The organism is Bacillus sp. (in: firmicutes) (genome assembly GCF_031983925.1).
In the GTDB taxonomy this organism is placed as follows: Bacteria; Bacillota; Bacilli; order Bacillales; family Bacillaceae_G; genus Bacillus_A; species Bacillus_A pacificus.
In genome coordinates this window covers 581,962-601,314 of the sequence record NZ_DALYZR010000003.1, presented here as the reverse complement: position 1 = coordinate 601,314, position 19,353 = coordinate 581,962, and the positions used below count along the sequence as shown (strand labels likewise).

The window sequence follows — 19,353 nt, the reverse complement described above, 5'->3', positions numbered from 1 at the left end:
GAAAGTGGCAGAAAATCAAAAAGTTTACGACATAACAATTATTGGTGGTGGTCCAACAGGACTATTCACAGCATTTTATGGTGGTATGAGACAAGCAAGTGTAAAAATTATTGAAAGCTTACCTCAGCTTGGAGGACAATTATCCGCACTCTACCCTGAAAAATACATTTATGATGTAGCCGGATTCCCGAAAGTGCGTGCACAAGAATTAGTTGATAACTTAAAAGAGCAAATGAAGAAATTTGATCCAACCGTTTGTTTAGAAGAAGCTGTTGATACGCTTGAGAAACAAGCTGACGGTATATTTAAACTTGTTACAAATAAGCAAACTCACTATTCTAAATCAGTAATTATTACTGCTGGCAATGGTGCTTTCCAACCACGCCGCTTAGAATTAGAAGGAACAGCAAAGTATGAAAAGAAAAACTTACATTATTTCGTTGATGATATGAATAAATTTGCTGGTAAGCGCGTCGTAGTATTTGGCGGCGGCGATTCAGCTGTTGATTGGACAATGATGTTAGAGCCAATCGCCGACAAAGTTACAATCGTTCATCGTCGTGATAAATTCCGTGCGCATGAACATAGCGTAGAAAGCTTAATGAACTCTCGTGCAGAAGTAAGCACACCATACGTTCCAGTAGAACTCATTGGTGATGACAAAATTGAACAAGTCGTTCTTCAGCATGTAAAAACGGAAGAAAAAATTATCATCGATGTTGATGATGTAATCGTAAACTACGGCTTCGTTTCTTCCCTTGGCCCAATTAAAAACTGGGGCTTAGATATACAAAAAAACAGCATTCTCGTGAACTCGAAAATGGAAACAAATATTCCTGGCATTTACGCTGCTGGTGACATTTGTACATATGAAGGAAAAGTAAAACTCATTGCTTGCGGCTTCGGTGAAGCACCGACAGCAGTAAACAATGCAAAAGCTTACTTCGATCCAAACGCAAAACTTCAACCGATGCATAGCTCTAGTATGTTTTAATATAGAAATGAAAAGAACTCCTTTTATGCGAAGGAGTTCTTTTTTATTACGCTATCGTTCCCTTCCAAAATATGTTACAATAAATAAGAACAAACGTTCTATCTAATAAGGGGGATATTTAAAAATGAAAGAACCTACTATCGTAAAAAAAGAAGCTTTCCAAGCAATCGGCATTTCGATTACGACGACCAATGAAAAAGAGGCATCTACTGAAGGAAAAATTCCCGGGCTTTGGAATCGCTACTTCCACGAACAAATCATGCATCACATCCCAAATCAACAAACGAAAGAAACATTCGCTTTTTACTCAAACTACGAATCAGATGAAACTGGTACATATCAATTCACAATTGGTATGCCCGTTTCTTCATTAGAAGACGTTCCTGAAAATATGACAACTTTAACAATACCTGCCGCTACGTATGCGGTATTTACAACGAGAAAAGGACCAGTTGCTGAAGTCGTTTGCGAAGCTTGGGAATATATTTGGAAATGGTCAAAAGGAAACAAACGTGCTTTCACAATAGACTTCGAGCTATACGATGAAAAAGCAACAGATCCAAACAACGCACAATTGGATATTTATATTGCATTAGCCTAAACGACAAAAGAGAAGATACCAAATGGTATCTTCTCTTTTGTCGTTAAATAGCCACTGTGCAAATCCAGCATAATTGTCTACAATGAGAAAGTGCAGTATAGAAATATTAGAAACTGTATAAAGTGAAACTATACTCAGTGGTGGGGGGGATTCATCCCCCACCACTGAGTATAGTTGAACCAATCGGACGTTTACGGGCAGTTAGTCTCCCACCTAACTTCTTTGCTCGAGCCAAATTTTGAGGTGGGAGTTTTACTGCCCGTTAACGCGGGATAAAGTGATTGTTAACAAGTTTTTTAGTTTAAATTTGTCGCATAGAAAGGAAGCAATATGGAGGAACTACAACAAAATAAATCTGCTTTAGAAGGAAGCGGAAAACCGTTATTAAAAAATACGAATTTCCTTTTTCTTTGGGCAGCTACTCTTTTTTCAAGTTTCGCTTTAGCCTTTTTTACTTTTTCACAAACGTGGTACATAGCAAAAACATTAAACCTTGAGGCATCACTCGGTGTTGTTTTCGTAGCTCTTAGTGTTCCAAGGCTTATTTTTATGATTATCGGCGGCGCTGTAGCTGATAAATTCCCGAAAAAAAACATTATGTTTTATTCTAATATTGTTCGTGCTATTCTTGTCGCAACCATCCTTACATGGTTTATCGTAGGTGATGTAACACTATATACATTTGCTTTATTCGCTCTATTCTTCGGGCTTGCTGATGCTTTTTTCTGGTCAGCTGATGGATCTATCTTGCCTGAACTTGTAGAAAAAAGCCGTTTAACACAAGCAAACTCACTTACACAAATGACAAACCAAGCATCGGTCATCTTAGGCCCTGTACTTGGCGGCATTCTTATCAAATTTACGAACTATGAAACGATTTTCTCAATTACAATTTTATTACTCATTATCGCAGCGATACTCGTTCAAAAAATACAATTTACGATGCCAGAGCAGCAAAATACAGACAAAGGCATGTTCACTTCTATTAAAGAAGGAATTTTATATGTAAAGGAATCGCCATTCCTTTCAACTTTCCTTATTTGTAGCGCCTTTCTAAACTTATTTTTAATCGGTCCGATGCAAGTCGGTTTCCCGCTTTTCGTTAAAAATATTCTGCATGGTGACTCGCTTCAGTTTAGTTACTTAGAAGCATCTGTAGGTGGCGGTATGGCGATAGGTGCTGTCATTGTCGGTTTAAAAAATATTAATCGTAGACGCGGTCTATTTTGCATTATCATGATGCTACTGTCTGGTGTATTCTTCTTATCCATCAACTTTAGCACTGTACTATGGCAAGCATTATTAGCTGGCATGTTTTATGGTATTACAATCGCAATGGCTATCGTTCCACTTATGGCGATGATTCAATCGACAGTAAAAGAAGAAATGATGGGACGCGTAATGAGTTTGCTTATGCTATCATCAATGGGCTTTATCCCGCTTTCTTATGCATTCACATCCATCGCACTTGCAATTGGAATTCCAATCGTAACCGTTATGAAAAGTGGTGCAATCGCCGTTATCGTCTTCGTACTATTTGTAGCGATTCGTGTTCCAGTTGTAAGAAAGTTTGATTAACTACTTGGAGTCATGTGTTATACGCATGGCTCTTTTTTAAACGGATCAAATAACGGTATCCCCTTACTTCTTCTCACGGCTGCTCCCCATTCTAATCCAACTTCTAAAAATAAATCCCGCACTGTACTATATAAAAGAGCCTTCACATTTTTACGGATTTCCCCGTATTTATAAGCTCTCACAACACTTTTCACGCGCCAAATGAAATTTCCATACACTTCTTCATCAGCTAATATTTGCTCCAGTAAAACACCTCGCTCTAGTAACCCACTCTTTTTATATGCAAGTTCCACCTTACTCCAAAATATATTAATCTTCTTCGGATTACTCGTCATCGGTAGAAGTGCATATATAAAAGGCTTCGGTATATCATGACGGCAATACGTCTCATCAAGCTCGTACGTTCCTTTTCTATTCTCTTTTATTTGTGGAAAGTTTTTAAAAAGAATTGTTTCCCCCTCATTTTTTTGCTCATTTTTACTACAGCTAGCTGCATCATTCTCACTTTCACATGCGGACATTTTCATACGGTCATCCATGCGGTCAATTGCAGATGTAAGAAAAACATATAAGTTCGCACTATATCCGCCTCGCCTATGTCTTTCTTTTGTTGCAACACGCTTTATAATTCCTAATTCCTCTAACTTTGCAATGGAGCGACGTACTGTACGAATACTTTTTCCAACATTTGTAGCAATTGTCTCCATTAACGGACAAGCAACTCCCACTGTTTTCTGTTTCTCATTCACTGCATACTTTCCTAAAAAATGAATAATGATAGCATCCGTTTTATTTAATTGAAATTGATAATGTTTCAAAACTTGTTTTTGATATGTATTAAACTCTTCTTTACTTCGAAATTCACTATATGGTTTCATTAAGTTATATAAGCTGCCCATTTTTATCACCTCATTTATAAGTAAGAGGCAGGAAGGGAATTTGGCGTGCTATTTAATATTTTTTTAGTGGAGATGAAAATATGATCGTAATTAGCGCTTGTTTAGGTGGTATTGCTTGTCGGTATGATGGAAATGACAATCTCGTTTCAAAAATAGAGGATTTGCTGCAACAAGAAGATACAGTCCTCATTTGTCCTGAAGTATTAGGAGGATTACCGACGCCTCGTCCTTCGGCTGAGATTATCGGCGGGAATGGCGATGACGTTTTGGATGGAAAAGCAAAAGTGATGACAAAAGACGGTGAAGATGTCACGGAATCTTTCGTGAGTGGCGCTTATAAAGCGCTAGAACAAATTAAAAATTTACAACCAGAATATATTATTTTGAAAGAACGTAGTCCCTCTTGTGGTAGTTCTACAATTTATACGGGAGAATTTAACGGAAATAAACAAACTGGTTACGGGGTAACAACCGCTTTATTCAAAAGACATGGATTGAAAGTCATTTCAGAAGAGGATTTTGAGAATATAAAAAGGAATTGACCCTGTTCGTCAATCAATACAGTTTGATATTGTATTATAAGATACTAAAAACGCATATATATCAACGGTTTGTACTACATGAGGAATCACGAATAAATTATAAATTTTATTCGTTTGTTACCAAAATGTGACCACAAAAACAAAAGAGCACAGCGTGTATATAAGGTGCTACCAACACTCTATATACCGTCCACCTGATTACGCCAGGTAAACACTTGCTATACTCTCATGGGTTATTTTACATCATGTAGGGTCTATTAAGCAACGTTTACCAAATTGGTGACGTTGCTTTTTTGTTTCCAAAAAGGAGACAAACCGTTATGAAAAAAGGAATCACAATTATTGCAGGGAATGAAACATACGAAAACCTAGCAACATTTAAAACAATCGATGAATTAAATAATACTGTTCGTGCATACAAAGAGAAATTCGCAGATCAGTTAAACAAAACTCAATTAGCTGTATTAAATAAACTACACAACTATTCTTCTAAGTTTTTTGGTGTATCTTTCAGAGCGAAAAAGAACATCGCTGAGGACCTTAATATTAGCCGTAGAACAGTTATTAGAGTATGCCTACACTTAGAGTCTCTAGGTATTATTAAACAACTAGAAATGAAGCGTAATAGCGATATGAGACAAACAAGTAATGCGATTGTTATTCAACCAATTATTGTGGAAGAACAGGTTGTCACACAAGCATCTATTAAAAATGATAAAAAGTGTCACACCAATAAAACAACTACTAAAACCTTAAAACAAAATATAAAAGATAAAAACAAACGTAATAGTAATGAGAATAGCAATATACCTAAAGAGAATATTGAACAAGCTGATTTTGTTGCTCATTGGGTACCAAAACGTTTTGTTTCTTTAGTTAGCTCTTTTTATCATGAATCAAAAACAATTCAAGAGTTTTGGAAGGTCGTAAGACAGTGCAATAAAGTTACAAACTTCTCTACAGGTGAGAAAGCATTTACTAAAGAACAGGAGCTCACTATCGGCTTAAATGCTATTAAAGAATTCGTTATGAAAATTAAATCCGGAACAAAAATGAACAAGGGTAAATTCGCTTATTTTAACGGGATTGTAAATAACTTAATGGACAAGTTCTACTTTGATAAAGAATTTATGGGAGCATAACACCTCTGAAAATACGAACAAGTGTTTGATTTATTTTCAACATCTTGGTATTATATGGTTAGATATTACATACATAAATCGGGGGATACACCATGAAACCATTAACAAGTAGACAAGCTGAAATTTTAACTTTTATCCAAGCAAAGGTCATAGAAAACGGATTCCCTCCTACTGTTAGGGAAATATGTAAAGCGACTGGACTTGCTTCTAGTTCCACCGTTCATGGACATTTAATTCACTTAGAAGAGAAAGGTTATATTCAGCGAGATCCATCTAAACCTCGTACAATTAAAATTTTAAAAGGAGGATTTAAACATGATTACCAATCCAGTAGCATCTGAAAAAGACAAATTGATTAGGAATGTTTATTCTAAGCAAAAAGATATTGCGGCTTTATTATTAAAGCATGGAAACCATCAAGAGGTTGCGCACCTTGTTTATAAATGGCATTCTCATAAAAACTTTCTTATCCAAAACGCTGCCATTACAAAAATACCTTTAGATGAGCTTAAAGAAAGACATAAGCAAGTTACTCAATTACTTGAGCAAGTAGAACTGTATACAATTCAGTAAAATATTGATAAATAATCCCAACATCTCCAATGTTTGATATAATGATGTAGTTATTACATCCATGGAGGTAAACAAATGAAAAAACCATTCTACAAAAAGTGGTGGGTTTGGCTTATTGCTATCTTTGTCTTATTTATTATGATTGGTGCTTGCAGCAATAAAGATAAAGATAAAAAGACTTCTGAACCTACTAAGACAGAAACAAAAAAATCTGATAGCAGCAACCCAAAAGATAAGATTACAAATGAAGCTGAATCAATTGCAAAAGGATTAATGGGAACATCCATTAAAAAGATTGAAGTAAACGAACATGCAGGAACTGATAATCCTGATGATTATATCCTTTTACTTCACTTATCGTTTGATACTAAAAACACTAAACAAACAACTAAAGAAATGATTGAAGACCATAACAATGAGATTGGTGTTAAAGTTGCGAAGGAATTGAAAAATGTTCAGGAAGTAGCAGTATTCTGGGAAGCACCATATATCAAAAAAGGAGATAATATCGTTAAAGCTAACTTAGAACGTTCTGGCGATAAAATGATGTTTAAAGAAAATTGGATTGCTCCTGTTCTAAAATAGAAAAAAGCCGACTCCTTAATTGGAATCGGCTTTCTGTTTTTCAAATATAATATCAAACTATTCTTTTGTATAGAAGTATTTAAGTCCTTTCGCATCTAACCACGTTGTTGCTCTATCTAGTTCATTCCCTTGGCGATATGCTGTTTCAAATCTAACTAATCCTTGTTTATCTCCATATGAGATAATACGAGATTCATACCCAAGAGCATCCATCATTCCTAACATCTCAGGTACTAACGCTGTACCGAACTCATAAGTAACTACTTTGCTAAATTTATTCACTGTAATTCCAACTCCTTGATTATTATTTGCGCTTCCGCTTACTGTAAAACCGAATACTTTAGCAAATGCTCTTGCATATGCTGCTGCTAATTGATCTAAGAATCCACCTTCATTAAATTGAGAAAGAAGCTTTACATGCTCCATATTATTCATAAAGCCATTCTCAAATAAGCAAGCATCCATGCTTGTATCGCGTAATACTGCATAATCTGCTTCACGTACTTCACCGTTTGTGAATACACCAAACTTAGAATAGAAATTATTCCACATTTCATTATGAAGCTTTTGAGATAAATCTCTTGTTCTTTTTGGAGCGTTTGGATGAATATACGTTGTAAACCTCTTTCCCACTGCACTGGCATCGTCCACATGAATTGAAGCAAAGAATGACGCTCCATAACGATTAGCAATATTACAACGTTCTCCTAAAGGAATGAATACGTCGGTACTACGTGTTGAATTGTGGACGACACCTTGGCACGTATCAAGGATTTGCCCTAACTTATTTGAAACATGTAATACAACTGCCTTTTCAGTTAATTTGGTTTGACCATTAACTGTACCCGAATCTTTTCCACCATGCCCTGGATCTCTAGTTAATTTAAACACTATTCAACATCTCCTTTTTTCTCTTTTTGTTTACCACCTAAAACTTCAATTGCATTCATAAATACTGAAGGTAGCTTGATACCCATTGAACCCGCATTTTCTAATAGTGATAACAACTCATTACCGATAAACAAAAATAGTGTCGCTTCACGAACTGAATTTTTAGTTCCCATAACAATATCTACTTGTGTAGCTGCTGCTACCAAAAGAAAAAGCATTACCTTTTTGGCAATGCCTTTGAATCCTATTTTGCTTTTTAATGTACCGTTAACACCTGCAGCAAGTACTCCTGTTAGATAGTCAATTACTGTCATGATTACTAAGACTTTCAATGTTGCATCCCATCCTCCCAAAAAGTACCCGCAAAAAGCTCCAAAGGTAGCTATAAATGTTTTCATTAACACATCAATACGATCCATCTTTCCACTCCTTTATGCAAAATAAAAAAGCCTGCTGCTGCACGCTTGTCTTTAAAAGCCATATTTTATACTAAATAAGCCGTTACTACGTTATCTACAATTAAATCTGCTCTTCCATTGTCAATTAGATATTTATCTATTCGCTCTTTATACGCCTTCATTTTGATTATGATGAATGTATACTTAAAAGCTTCATCAATAATACGTTGTGCCATATATTCAGCCATTAGTTACTACCTCCTTCTAGTGTTTCTGGAGTATTAGAAATGATGAGATCATCAATCGCCGATTGCATAAGGACCAAGCGTTTCTTTAACTCTGCTAATTCATCTGGAGTTGGATTTTGTATAATCATTTCATCTATAGCTTGCTGCATTAATTCCTGCTGTTTCTTAATTTTTTCTAATTCAGACGGTTCTTGTGGTTGCGGTTCTTCAGGCTTAGGTTCAACTGTTTTCACCCATTTACCTTCCTTGAATACAGGCTCGTAAGCTAACCACGGACAAACCTCTAAAGTACAGTTAGGAGGGATGTCAGGCTCATAGCCTACAATGACATCCTCCTCGTATGGTACTTTAATCGTTTCGTATTCTACCCCAAACATTACACAGTCAGGACATTCGTATTTGCTGATTGGTTCTTCATATACAGGTACATGCTCTGTTTCTTCTAAGTTATCTTCTTCTGTATCAAGGGAAGGTACATCAATTTCAACGGGTACATACGTACCATCCTCAATGGATTGGTGAAGCTCACATAGTTTTTCTTCTGTGACAACTTCTTTCTGTTCTTCTCTGTAAAACGTTTGTTTCTCGTAAATCGGTTTTTCATCGATGGGAATCATTTCTGTAAACTTTCCGTTTTCGTCATAACAATAACCGTATTGTCTAGCCATGATCTTTCCTCCTTTTAATCTACTACATACGAGATTGTGAAATTGAAATCTTTATTTACTAGAGATGGACCTACAGACGAAATCTTTACATCGCCGCTAGTCCCGATAGACAGCGCCCCCACTGTACCATCGTTAGCTATGATATTGTGTGCTACAGTCAATAGTGGTTTCATACCCTCAGGCATCATGAATACAGTATTAATTTGTTCGTTTTTTCTTCTTACGCGCGCTCGTAAAGTAACGGTGTTCCCTCTTCTATCCGCAATAACACCATCACTGGTTGTTAACTCAGCATCAGCCGTTACAGTGATTAAAGCCCGTGTATCTTTATCTTTTGTCACAATATTTGTTTTAGCCGCTTGGAGTCTAAATTCATTTGACTCGGGAACGTATAACCAAACAGTTTTCTGATTCTTCCTGTCCCACATAGCAATATTTCCAGCACTAGTTTTTTGGATAGCCACTTCTGATTTTTCATCTTTAAAATTAATCTCCGCATTCGCACTAGACAATACAAAAGTACCCGTCATAGTACCGCCTGTTTTCGGTAATGCTCCAGCTGCTAATTCTCCTGCTTTAATAATCGGGGCAAAATCTACATTTTTAAATTTTTCTCCTGCTTCGATTACCTTTTGAATAATACCAAATTCATTTGTGGACTCGACTGCTTCATCGCTTGATAGTGATTTTTTTACAGTAAAACCAAACAGTTCTGTATCTAATTTTCTGTCCTCTTCGGTAATATGAATTTGACCATTTACATAACCTGCAACTGCTAGCGTTTGAGTCTTTAATACGATTTGGTACTTCCCTTTCATTGCGTTAATCGGCTGACAGTCATCTTGAAATACCGTTGTTCCATCTGGTTTTTTAAATGTGGCGCGAACAGACTTCGCCTGACTCAAATCTAACTCTTCTCCGAATTTAGTTAGATTTAAAATTAACTTGGCAGAATTCTCATCTCCTTGGAAAAAGCTAAACTCTTTTTTACTCATGACGTTCATTAAATCTACGGTGATTTCATGTGTTTTGAATGTCATATATAGAACCACTCCTTTATGCAAAATAAAAAGAACCAGCGTTTGCTGCTCCCTCGGTTTTAACTAATTAATTTCTCTAATGCTTCAATGCGTTTAGTCATGTTTTCCATATCTATTGCATACTTCTCTTCAAGTTCAGCAATTCTCGCAGCATCTACTTTTTGTTTTTCTTTTAACATTACAATTTCATCTTTTGACTCTTGGACTTCATGATCCAATTCTTGAACAGATCCTATTGTAATAACTTGAGTGGCATATCCCTTGATTCCATCTTTCTCTAAAGATGTAAATACGTCATCTGTCTCTTCTACAACAAAACCGTAATACGTCTCTATATCCTTTATCGTATAAGGCTCTGTTCGCTCAGGAGGTTTATTCATCCGCATTTGATATAAATCGTACATATCTTTTTTCGAATAATACTTCTTCGGTTTTAAGCTTCTAATTTTTTCTAAGGCTGAAAATGGAAGATCATGTATACTTGTTTTTAATTTCTCTGAAGATCTATTAACATGTTCCATTGCATAGGATTTTTGTTCTGCCCACAAGTTTGTATCTGAACGAATCCCCCCATGTGCGGTTACCTCTGCGACCTCAATACCGCGAAAATCATTACCTGAAGAATTCATTATTTGCAATAGCTTATCATACCCAGAAGCTGTGGAAGAACGAATTCTATGATTGCCTCCCAATAACAAATCAAAGTTTACTCCATTGACTTGAATAAAATCCGCAACAGTTCTACTTTTATGATTAATAGAGACCCCATGACCACTATCTAAAACCAGAGAACCATTTGAATTCAACCACATACTTGATTGTGCGGTAATACCAACGTTTCCTTGTGCAGTTAAACGCATGCTACTTTCTCGACCTTCTAAGTCTACAAATCTATAATAAACTCCACTTCCATCCTTATAGATACTACCGAAGTTTCGCCCAGTACCATCGCCTTCACCAAGGATAATGTAAGGGTTGCGTGTTTTACTTTTAAACTCGTTCTCGAAGCCTATTACGATTTTTGCTTGACCTTGGTTCACGAACCGCATAACTTGGTTTTCTATGTGTAAATGTTCATTTTCGTTACTTGTTTTTATCGTAACACCCATGAGTAATCCAGCTTTTAACCAAGATGCTTCTACCTTACCTACTAAATCAATTAAATCTGCAGATATTTTAATTCTTTCTGCTGATTGATTTATCGATGAAATGATTTCGCCTCTTTTGACGGTACTAAGGATACTTTTCTCGGTAACTAAAATACGCCCCTCTAGATCTCTTACATATACACCTGTAGCGTATTTACCGTCAGATTCCGTAGTTGTGTATACCTCTGATTTTAAAGCCCTTAAATCTAATCCCTGCTCGTTGATAACAAATCTGTTATCAATTTGAGTCATCTTTGTATTGAATTGTTCGGTTGATATTTTATGAGCTAATTCATCTAATAAATCTTCTTTATTTTGTTTAACTATTTCCTTCAAATCAGGAATTTTAAAACTAGCAACATAGTCCTCTACTTGTTTTAACTCAACCTTTGCCCCAATTGATTTTGCCTGTTGTTCAATTTTACTATTAGCTTCAGTGAGCTTATTTCCCTGATCATCTAATATATTATTCAAATCGCGAACTGTGGACGACAAGTTATTTGCCGTTTGCTCTATTGATGTAACTTTTTTACTAACGGTATTTTGGTCATTCTTAACATCAGTAATCGTACGTGAAAATCCTTTAATAGATTCTTTCACTTCATTATATTGACCAGTGACTTCTTTTCTTACAGATTCGATATCAGGTACAACAGGGTCCCAGACACCATCTTTCCAAAGTTTTAAAATACCGGGCTTTCCGTTAGAAACATCTTGCCAAAGTGTTTTTCTATCTTTAAGATCTGTTGTCGGTGGATTCTCCGATTCGATAATTTCTACCGTATTATTTTTAATGTTTTCTTGTACTTTTTCAGCTAACCTTTTAGCGGCTTCTGATTCCTTACGTACTTGTTCCACCGTTTCCTCATTCTCTTTAAAAGCCTTCTCAAGCTGCTCTAATAATTCTTTATCCGCTTTATTACCAAGTGAACTAATTACACGATTATACAGCTTTCTTAATTCTTCATTTTGGTCAACGATTTCCCTGTAATCGCCATACATGTATTTATTTTGTGTAGGATTTTTAAATGATTCTTCACCAGCAATTGCTCTTGCCTCGAGATAAAGCTTTGGTGTAAATCCTTTATCCTTAATGCGTAATGTGTCACCTTCATTTATCAACTCATGATGGAAGCCAAAAACTTGTTCAATGGCTGCAGCCTCTACTTCATATGAAGTGGAAGTACTAGTTCGTTTCTTCATTTCTGTTTTTGCAAGAGACAATAACCTTTTAGGTGACATATCATCATCTTCTGTTTCGGGCGAATAGAATGCGAACTTATGACGACCTTGCTCATTCCATCTTTGAAATGCGTCTGGATCAACTAAATAAGGTAGTCCATTATTTACACTCTCAATAGTTATTAACTTATCGCCTTCACCACGAACAAATGGTATAAGAGCTGTACAGATATTCTGTGAGTTTTCAATACGTTTAACACCAATTAAGTCCTTACCTAAGGTAATCTCCCTGCCAGTTTCGTTACCTCTTTTTTTCACCATATCTACGTATCTACCAACGACATACGAACCGACTACTTCCACACGGTATTGAATTTCAAGACCGAATAAAGAAGCAATCCTTTTTAAAAATGCAAGTGGATCCATAAACTCATCAATAGTCATCGTGTGGAAGCCAGTATACTCTGTCTTACCGCGTTTCCATTTCGTCCCTACTAATGCCATATCTATGAATTCATTTACGGTTTTTGACTCAATCTTTTGTGGCTTAATAATCCCTGACTTAGCTAATAAAATCCATTCCCCTGAAGCATAGATAACTTTACTACGATTCTTTGAATCTTGTTCAATTTCCGTAATAACATAGGGAACAATGCGACCATCACGGACTTGCTTTAACACCAGGTTCTGTTGTTGTAAGGTAACTGAGTCTTTTGTTCCATCGAACGTTGTGAAATCTAGCTTGTCTATACTATTCTTAATTTCCCATTGACGCTTATCATCCCAGTAATCTTTCGGCTGAATTGCTGCAACAATCTGTTCTGTTTTAAAATCAACGACATGTAAGATCCCATTCAGTTTCATTATCTATATCTCTCCCTAAAACTAACAGTTGCTTTTACATCTGGGGGCATAATATCCATACGGTTATAACCTCGTATAACAGTTGGAAAATCACTAAAAATATCTTTTAGATTTATAGCGTTTTTCCCATTAATGGTTACTAAACTCCTGTCCGTATCAATCACAATTTTGTCTCCAGCCTCAAAAATGTAAGGTTTAGCATTAGATGGTACTTTATTAACTTTCCAAATCTTTAAATCGTCAATTTGCATTACATCAACAGGTTGGTTATTATCCCACTGACATATCGCAATCATAACTTGAGCAACCTTTCGATCTGTCATTGGATTTCCTACTTCATCAATCCATTTCACTGGAAGTGATGCATCATCAATTTCAGTGCCATCTTTGAAACGTGCCACATAAACAGACCATTCTTTGCCTCTTCTCGCAATACGTAACCTACCGTAAAATTGATTAAATGTATTAGGGTGCACTCCGCTTGTATCTACTAGTTTTCGGATACTGTTGGGTGTTCCAGTATTTCCAATTCGCATGTATGCTTTTGTGATTTCAGCATCCCAATATAAATCATTCATGTTGATTCGCGCGACAATATTACTTGTATCATCCAAAAGCAATACCTCCACACGACCCATTTCTCCAATATTTTTAGACTTCAAACGCACCCATGCTTCCATTTCGAAATCTTGAATAGGACCACCAGGAATATTTTTCTTGGCTATTGCTCCATGGAAGCCTTTCTCTTGTCCGTAATCTTGACAATACAACGCGTAACCATCTCTTGATTTAAAACTACCTGTACCCTTCATTTCCTCGAACTGCCCAGTGACAGGAGTCCATCCTACAGGTGTAGCCATTTCATCCCATAAGACTCTTTCCCTCTCTTTTACTATTGTTTCTTCCACACTTAATGGATAACCAAGACGGAAGTAATCACGGCCATTCGGATACTCTCCAAACCAAACATCTAAAAATGTACTTGGTTTCTTCGTTTCAATTTCAATCAAAGCAGGTACTTGCACACTTCCTTTATTTTTAAAATAAGAAGTCGTTTCAGTAGACCACTCTTGTTTAAACGCATGCTTTTGAGTTTCCCCTAATTTATAAGGCATCGGGCAAATAAACTTAATCACTCCATGCCCAAGATCCACGAGTTCATCCGGGTCAAACTCTCCGTCTACTACCGCAAGGTATGTCCTATCTGGTTCCGCATCAAAAACTAATTCTTGTTCACCTTCTGTGATTAGCCAATCTGCTAAATCTTCTTTTACCTTTTGTAGATCCATACCCCGAGAAACAATACCAATCGGAACTTCTAACACCCTGATTTCAGTCTGTGTATTTAATAAACGCGCTCCTGGATAATTGGGAACCTCCAATAAGTTACGTTTAATTGGTGCCCATGCTGGCCTTGTCCATCCTTGACGAATTACCAAATAGTTTTTTCGTTGTTTATTAAATGTAAAGGAACTCATCCCAACACCTCACTTTCATACAACAAAAAGAAACCCTACATTTAAAATGCAGAGTTTCTGTCTTCTTCTCGTTTTTGATGTTTCCTTACATAGCGGAAACTTCCCTTACCCAACGTATCAGCATCTAAATTCACCGGTACTTCGATAAGGATATCTCCCTGTTGAGCCATAATAATATTTTTATTTGTTTGCATGCCATTTGCTATATTTCCATAAACTCCATTTACAGCAGAACGAACATCCGAGAAACGGCTAGTTGAATTTGCCATTGCACTACGCATTTCACCAACTAATTGATTAATAGAGCCGGTGATACCTAATGACCTTTCTCTCGATGATAATGGCGTTACTGATACACTGTTACCTCTTTTAGTAAATAACTCAGGACCCGCCTCACCTGCTATAAATTGTCCATCTCCAAGAACATGTCCACCTGTAGCAAGCATCGGCACATGTGGAATAGTTGGAGCATCCACACCAGGGATTTTATTTAACAGATTAGCTGGTGTATTAAATCCATCTATAAATTTATTAATCATCCGAATGATTCCATTGATAGCTGTACTAATCCCTCTTTTAATTCCATCCCAAACTCCTAGTACCGCTGATTTCATTCCCTCAAATGCACCACTAACTGCACTTGTAACCCAGCGGACTGGAGTCATAATTGCCTCTTTTAATCCATTCCACACAGAAGATGCTGTAGACTTAATACCTTCCCAAATACTCGAAAGAGTAGATTTTATTCCATTCCATATACTACTGCTTGTACTACTGATCATATTCCACACAGTTGTAATTGCATTTTTTATAGAATTAAATATAGAAGTTGCCGTTGAAACGATAGAATTCCATAAGCTAGAAAGGAAACTTTTAATCGCATTCCACACCGCACTTGTTGTGGATTTTAAAGCTTCCCAAGTGCTTACTATAAAGTTCCTTATCCCTTCAAATATTGGTTTCACAAACGCCACTAATGCATTCCAACAAGAAACTAAGAAATCTTTAATCGCATTCCATAATGATAAAGTTGTAGATTTGATATTTTCCCATGTAGCTGCAATCCAATTTTTTATTGCTTCAAAAATCGGTTGCACAAATGCTACCAAGCTATTCCAACATGCTTCTAAAAATTCTTTGACTGTATTCCACACTGATACCGTGAGGGTACTTATCGTATCCCAAACTAATGTGATTGTATTTTTTATCCACTCAAATACAGTAGTAGCTAAAGTAACTATTCCATTCCAACAAATTGTTAAGTATTCAACAAGTGTCTCCCATATTAGCGTGGCGGTTTCTTTAATGCTTTCCCATACAGAAGAAATAAACAGTTTAATAGATTCAAAAATCGGAGTTGCAAAATATAAAATAGCCGTCCAAATCGCTTGTAAATATTGAACAATAAAGTCCCATACCGCTTGTACAACTGCAGAAATCCCTTCCCAAATAGTCGTAAAGAAATCTGCTATTCCTTGTAGAATTGGTGTTAAAAACTCTACAATTCCATTCCACACACTTATAATGAATTCTGTTATACCTGTCCAAATCTCAGTAGCAGTTTCTTTAATACTATTCCAGGTTTCTGTAAAGAACGTTGCAATACTAGTCCAAATTTCATTAGCTGTTTCAGTGAAACTTGTCCATAATTCAGTAAGATAATTCACAATGCTATCCCATAATTCGGATGCCGTTTGCGAAATGGTGTTCCACAGTTCTGTGAAGAAAGCTTCTACTTCCCCCCAGATCTCCTTTGCTGAATCCACAATAGAATTCCACGTCTCACTGAAATAATTCGAAATTCCTTCCCATATCTCAGATGCTGTATCTTTGATGCTTGCCCACAACTCTGAAAAGTAATCCTTCATTCCTTGCCATATCTCAATAGATGCTTTTTTGATGGACTCCCAGGTTTCTATAAAATATTTCTTTATATCGTCCCAGTACACATAAATTGCTACTATCGCTGCTACTGCTGCTATAATAGCGGCTATCACACCCCCAACAACTAAAGCACCGACACCAAGCACCGTTCCAATTGTTGCTAAAGCACCAAGGAGAGAGCCTATTATTATTAATAAAGGACCAATTGCAGCAACAATCATCCCTATAATAACGATAGCTTTTTTGGCAGAAGGAGATAGTTTAGAAAAACCTGCAGCCATTGCCGTTAATTTTTCAGCAACAGATTTAATAATTGGACCAAGTGTTTCTCCAAATGAAATGGCCAGTCCCTCTAAAGCGGATTTTAAAGAACGAAATGCACCACCAAGTCCACCTTCCATTGTTTCTTTCATATCCTTAGATGTGCCTTGGCTATTTCTCAATTCGCCTTCTAATTTCTTAACGCTATCCGTTCCTTGTTGAAGCGCAATATTCACCCCACGTATTGCCTCATCACCAAATATCGCTGAAAGGGCTGCATCTCGTTGGGCACCATTCATACCTTTAGTAGCTTTTTCAACATCTACTAAAATACTAGTCATATCGCGCATATTACCATTCGAATCATACACAGCTACTTTTGTTTTACCGATAGCAACGGCTCCATTTTCCGCATTTTTCTTTACGTCACGTAGCATCGCTGAAAGTGTTGTACCTGCAGAAGAACCTTTAATACCTGCGTTAGCAAATGTTCCTAATAAAGCGTTCGTTTGTGCTAAATCCATGTTACTGGCTTTAGCTGCAGCTCCACTATATTTCATAGCTTCACCTAACATTAGAACATCGGTATTAGTACTACTCATTGTTTTCGCGAAAATATCCGTCGCTTTTTCCGCTTCACTAGCATCCATACCAAATGCCGACATCGTATCTGAAACAATATCAGCAGCCGAACCTAGATCCATAGCTGCAGCACTGGCCAGATTTAACATCGGTTCTGTTGCAGACATAATTTGGTTTGTATTCCAGCCAGCTAAAGCTAATTTCTCCATACCAGATGCAGCATCAGAAGCACTAAATGCTGTAGTACTTCCCAGGCGCTTGGCTTCTTCAGTAAGGGTCTTCATGTTGCCTTCTACTTCTTTTGTAGTATTACCAAGCTTGGTACCCATTGTGGCTTGTACTTTTCTCATGCCATCATCAAAGCTAGCAAATACAGCCGTTGCCGCTGTACCAGCAGCTGCTACAGGTAAAGTAACGTGGGTACTCAAACTTTTCCCTACGTTACCCATTTTCTCGCCTAATTCTTTAACGGATTTATTTGCTTTCTCTGCATCTTTAGAAAGCTTTTCTAATTCTTTGCTAACATTTTTTATTGAATTTCCTCTGTCTACAGAAGAAAGTGTATTCTTTAATTTTTCTACATCAGTACTCGCCCCAAATGAATGCTTTCCTATTTTATCGATAGCTTCATTCAATTGTTTTGATGATGCTGTACCGTTTTTAATGGCGTTAGTTAATTTACTTCCTAACAGACTTGAAAACTGATCTATGCTTGTTCCAGTAGCCCTAAAGAAGGTTTGTAATTGCTTATTAGCTTCTGCAGCCTTTTTTTGTTCTGCCGTAATACTACCTAGCTTTCCCTTTAAGCTATTAAGCTGACCTTGTGTCATTACAATCTCACGATTAAACGCGCGATATTGCTCTGGCGAAATTTTACCTTCAGCAAACTTCTGATTTACCTGTGCTTGTGCAGCTTTCAATGCATTTAATTTTTCTGAAGTAACTGCTACTTGTTGTGATAATATTTTTTGTTTTTGTGCAATCAATTCAGCATTACCAGGGTTAAACTTCAATCCCTTTTCAACTTGTTTTAATTCTTGAGATAACTTAACCGATTTACTAGTAACATCTTTTAATGCATTACCCAGTTTAGTAGTATCCGCTCCAAGTTGAATTGTAATCCCCTTAATCGATTTACTCATTTACTCACCACCATAATAAAAAAGAGCGTTACACACGATGTGCAACACTCTCCTTTTAAAAGTTATCGAAATCAGATTGGGTAGCTTGTCTATCCTTTTCCCTGTCTGGATCTCTCATACTTGTATATTCATTTATATAATCAAGGCACATTCCTATGGTTAAATCATCTAAATCTGCTCTTGTTAATTTGCAACTGTAACATAAAGCAAGGAAGGTTTCGCATGTGATTTCTTCTCCACTTATGGACGTACCTTCACCATTGCTCGTTACTTTTTTCTAGTTGACATTGTTTTTACCAATAATTCTTGGATGTCCGCAACAATATCGAAAATAGGGAATTCATCGAATGAAGCTAACCAAGCGAATTGTTCAGGGATATCTGGATTTGCTGCTTTAGCAAATGTATAAATAATGTTATAGAATACCTCTGTATCTAATTTGGCTAACTTTTCATAATCCATATTTTCAACGGTTGTTAAATCTTCTAACGCTCCCAGCTTCAAGACATCAGCAAAATAATCTGTACCAAATTGCATTTTATATTGAAACGGTGTAGCTCCAGTAGTTTTTAAAGGAATATCTTTCCCATCAATTTCAATTGTTTTTTGCATTATATTAATCTCCAATCAGTTATTTTTTAAGCTGATACTTA

17 protein-coding genes and 1 pseudogene are annotated in these 19,353 nt (G+C 36.5%); 8 read left to right on the top strand and 10 right to left on the bottom strand.

The window, feature by feature from the left end:
* The first annotated feature begins 4 nt into the window (after positions 1-4).
* The 3 genes from RTP99_RS14705 (at position 5) to RTP99_RS14695 (ending at position 3,173) form a co-directional block, all read left to right on the top strand.
* Positions 5-994 (top strand): NAD(P)/FAD-dependent oxidoreductase, encoded by a 990-nt coding sequence (locus RTP99_RS14705; protein WP_000829779.1) that lies wholly within the window; start codon positions 5-7, stop codon positions 992-994.
* A gap of 124 nt (positions 995-1,118) precedes the next feature.
* Positions 1,119-1,595, top strand: a complete 477-nt coding sequence (locus RTP99_RS14700; RefSeq protein WP_000662716.1) for a GyrI-like domain-containing protein — start codon at positions 1,119-1,121, stop codon at positions 1,593-1,595.
* A 330-nt stretch (positions 1,596-1,925) separates the two neighbouring features.
* The gene (locus tag RTP99_RS14695) at positions 1,926-3,173 is read left to right on the top strand and encodes an MFS transporter (protein WP_000391919.1); all 1,248 of its coding nucleotides are present in this window, start codon (positions 1,926-1,928) and stop codon (positions 3,171-3,173) included.
* 17 nt (positions 3,174-3,190) lie between these two features.
* Here the strand turns inward: RTP99_RS14695 and RTP99_RS14690 are convergent, their stop codons facing one another.
* On the bottom strand, positions 3,191-4,072 hold the full coding sequence (locus RTP99_RS14690; RefSeq protein WP_000535266.1) for a helix-turn-helix domain-containing protein: 882 nt from the start codon (positions 4,070-4,072) through the stop codon (positions 3,191-3,193).
* A gap of 80 nt (positions 4,073-4,152) precedes the next feature.
* On the opposite strand from RTP99_RS14690, the gene RTP99_RS14685 reads away from it, so the two are divergent.
* The 5 genes and pseudogenes from RTP99_RS14685 to RTP99_RS14665 all read left to right on the top strand — a co-directional run bounded on the left by RTP99_RS14685 (position 4,153) and on the right by RTP99_RS14665 (position 6,914).
* Positions 4,153-4,614 carry a 2-thiouracil desulfurase family protein gene (locus RTP99_RS14685; protein ID WP_000635476.1) on the top strand — a complete coding sequence of 154 codons (462 nt, stop codon included), beginning with the start codon at positions 4,153-4,155 and terminating at the stop codon, positions 4,612-4,614.
* Between the two features lie 320 nt (positions 4,615-4,934).
* Positions 4,935-5,756: a helix-turn-helix domain-containing protein gene (locus RTP99_RS14680; RefSeq protein WP_270691789.1), complete on the top strand. Its 822-nt coding sequence runs from the start codon at positions 4,935-4,937 to the stop codon at positions 5,754-5,756.
* Positions 5,757-5,848: 92 nt separating this feature from the next.
* Positions 5,849-6,094, top strand: a pseudogene (locus RTP99_RS14675) (LexA family protein); the annotation flags it as partial.
* Entirely contained in the window at positions 6,072-6,329 is a 258-nt protein-coding gene (locus tag RTP99_RS14670) for a hypothetical protein (RefSeq protein WP_270691790.1), read from the top strand. The pseudogene RTP99_RS14675 and the gene RTP99_RS14670, both read left to right, overlap by 23 nt.
* Before the next feature lie 75 nt (positions 6,330-6,404).
* Complete coding sequence (locus RTP99_RS14665) at positions 6,405-6,914, top strand: hypothetical protein (protein WP_270691791.1); 510 nt, start codon at positions 6,405-6,407, stop codon at positions 6,912-6,914.
* A gap of 57 nt (positions 6,915-6,971) precedes the next feature.
* Here RTP99_RS14665 and RTP99_RS14660 read toward each other — a convergent pair whose 3' ends face one another.
* From RTP99_RS14660 to RTP99_RS14620, 9 genes are all read right to left on the bottom strand, one after another.
* Positions 6,972-7,805, bottom strand: a complete 834-nt coding sequence (locus tag RTP99_RS14660; protein ID WP_236837904.1) for an N-acetylmuramoyl-L-alanine amidase — start codon at positions 7,803-7,805, stop codon at positions 6,972-6,974.
* Complete coding sequence (locus RTP99_RS14655) at positions 7,805-8,224, bottom strand: phage holin family protein (protein ID WP_270691792.1); 420 nt, start codon at positions 8,222-8,224, stop codon at positions 7,805-7,807. Before RTP99_RS14655 ends, RTP99_RS14660 begins: the two co-directional genes overlap by 1 nt.
* 65 nt (positions 8,225-8,289) lie before the next feature.
* Positions 8,290-8,451, bottom strand: coding sequence for a hypothetical protein (locus tag RTP99_RS14650; protein ID WP_270691793.1), 162 nt, complete (start codon positions 8,449-8,451; stop codon positions 8,290-8,292).
* Positions 8,451-9,119, bottom strand: a complete 669-nt coding sequence (locus RTP99_RS14645) for a hypothetical protein (RefSeq protein ID WP_270691794.1) — start codon at positions 9,117-9,119, stop codon at positions 8,451-8,453. The genes RTP99_RS14650 and RTP99_RS14645 overlap by 1 nt, the downstream gene beginning before the upstream one ends.
* A gap of 14 nt (positions 9,120-9,133) precedes the next feature.
* Positions 9,134-10,159: a BppU family phage baseplate upper protein gene (locus RTP99_RS14640; protein ID WP_270691795.1), complete on the bottom strand. Its 1,026-nt coding sequence runs from the start codon at positions 10,157-10,159 to the stop codon at positions 9,134-9,136.
* 59 nt (positions 10,160-10,218) lie between these two features.
* A complete protein-coding gene (locus RTP99_RS14635) occupies positions 10,219-13,353 on the bottom strand; it encodes a phage tail spike protein (protein ID WP_396161041.1) in 3,135 nt (1,044 codons plus the stop codon).
* The gene (locus RTP99_RS14630; RefSeq protein ID WP_270691796.1) at positions 13,353-14,831 is read right to left on the bottom strand and encodes a distal tail protein Dit; all 1,479 of its coding nucleotides are present in this window, start codon (positions 14,829-14,831) and stop codon (positions 13,353-13,355) included. The genes RTP99_RS14635 and RTP99_RS14630 overlap by 1 nt, the downstream gene beginning before the upstream one ends.
* 41 nt (positions 14,832-14,872) lie before the next feature.
* Positions 14,873-18,700 carry a phage tail tape measure protein gene (locus tag RTP99_RS14625; RefSeq protein WP_270691797.1) on the bottom strand — a complete coding sequence of 1,276 codons (3,828 nt, stop codon included), beginning with the start codon at positions 18,698-18,700 and terminating at the stop codon, positions 14,873-14,875.
* 267 nt (positions 18,701-18,967) lie between these two features.
* Positions 18,968-19,312: a hypothetical protein gene (locus tag RTP99_RS14620; RefSeq protein ID WP_270691798.1), complete on the bottom strand. Its 345-nt coding sequence runs from the start codon at positions 19,310-19,312 to the stop codon at positions 18,968-18,970.
* Positions 19,313-19,353 lie beyond the last annotated feature (41 nt).

Excerpts from the sequence above, each read along its gene's own strand:
- RTP99_RS14690 (WP_000535266.1), bottom strand. The coding sequence starts at position 4,072 with ATGGGCAGCTTATATAACTTAATGAAACCATATAGTGAATTTCGAAGT.
- RTP99_RS14700 (WP_000662716.1), top strand. The coding sequence starts at position 1,119 with ATGAAAGAACCTACTATCGTAAAAAAAGAAGCTTTCCAAGCAATCGGC.
- RTP99_RS14645 (WP_270691794.1), bottom strand. The coding sequence starts at position 9,119 with ATGGCTAGACAATACGGTTATTGTTATGACGAAAACGGAAAGTTTACA.
- RTP99_RS14695 (WP_000391919.1), top strand. The coding sequence starts at position 1,926 with ATGGAGGAACTACAACAAAATAAATCTGCTTTAGAAGGAAGCGGAAAA.
- RTP99_RS14680 (WP_270691789.1), top strand. The coding sequence starts at position 4,935 with ATGAAAAAAGGAATCACAATTATTGCAGGGAATGAAACATACGAAAAC.
- RTP99_RS14620 (WP_270691798.1), bottom strand. The coding sequence starts at position 19,312 with ATGCAAAAAACAATTGAAATTGATGGGAAAGATATTCCTTTAAAAACT.
- RTP99_RS14655 (WP_270691792.1), bottom strand. The coding sequence starts at position 8,224 with ATGGATCGTATTGATGTGTTAATGAAAACATTTATAGCTACCTTTGGA.
- RTP99_RS14640 (WP_270691795.1), bottom strand. The coding sequence starts at position 10,159 with ATGACATTCAAAACACATGAAATCACCGTAGATTTAATGAACGTCATG.
- RTP99_RS14650 (WP_270691793.1), bottom strand. The coding sequence starts at position 8,451 with ATGGCTGAATATATGGCACAACGTATTATTGATGAAGCTTTTAAGTAT.
- RTP99_RS14665 (WP_270691791.1), top strand. The coding sequence starts at position 6,405 with ATGAAAAAACCATTCTACAAAAAGTGGTGGGTTTGGCTTATTGCTATC.
- RTP99_RS14625 (WP_270691797.1), bottom strand. The coding sequence starts at position 18,700 with ATGAGTAAATCGATTAAGGGGATTACAATTCAACTTGGAGCGGATACT.
- RTP99_RS14670 (WP_270691790.1), top strand. The coding sequence starts at position 6,072 with ATGATTACCAATCCAGTAGCATCTGAAAAAGACAAATTGATTAGGAAT.
- RTP99_RS14635 (WP_396161041.1), bottom strand. The coding sequence starts at position 13,353 with ATGAAACTGAATGGGATCTTACATGTCGTTGATTTTAAAACAGAACAG.
- RTP99_RS14685 (WP_000635476.1), top strand. The coding sequence starts at position 4,153 with ATGATCGTAATTAGCGCTTGTTTAGGTGGTATTGCTTGTCGGTATGAT.
- RTP99_RS14630 (WP_270691796.1), bottom strand. The coding sequence starts at position 14,831 with ATGAGTTCCTTTACATTTAATAAACAACGAAAAAACTATTTGGTAATT.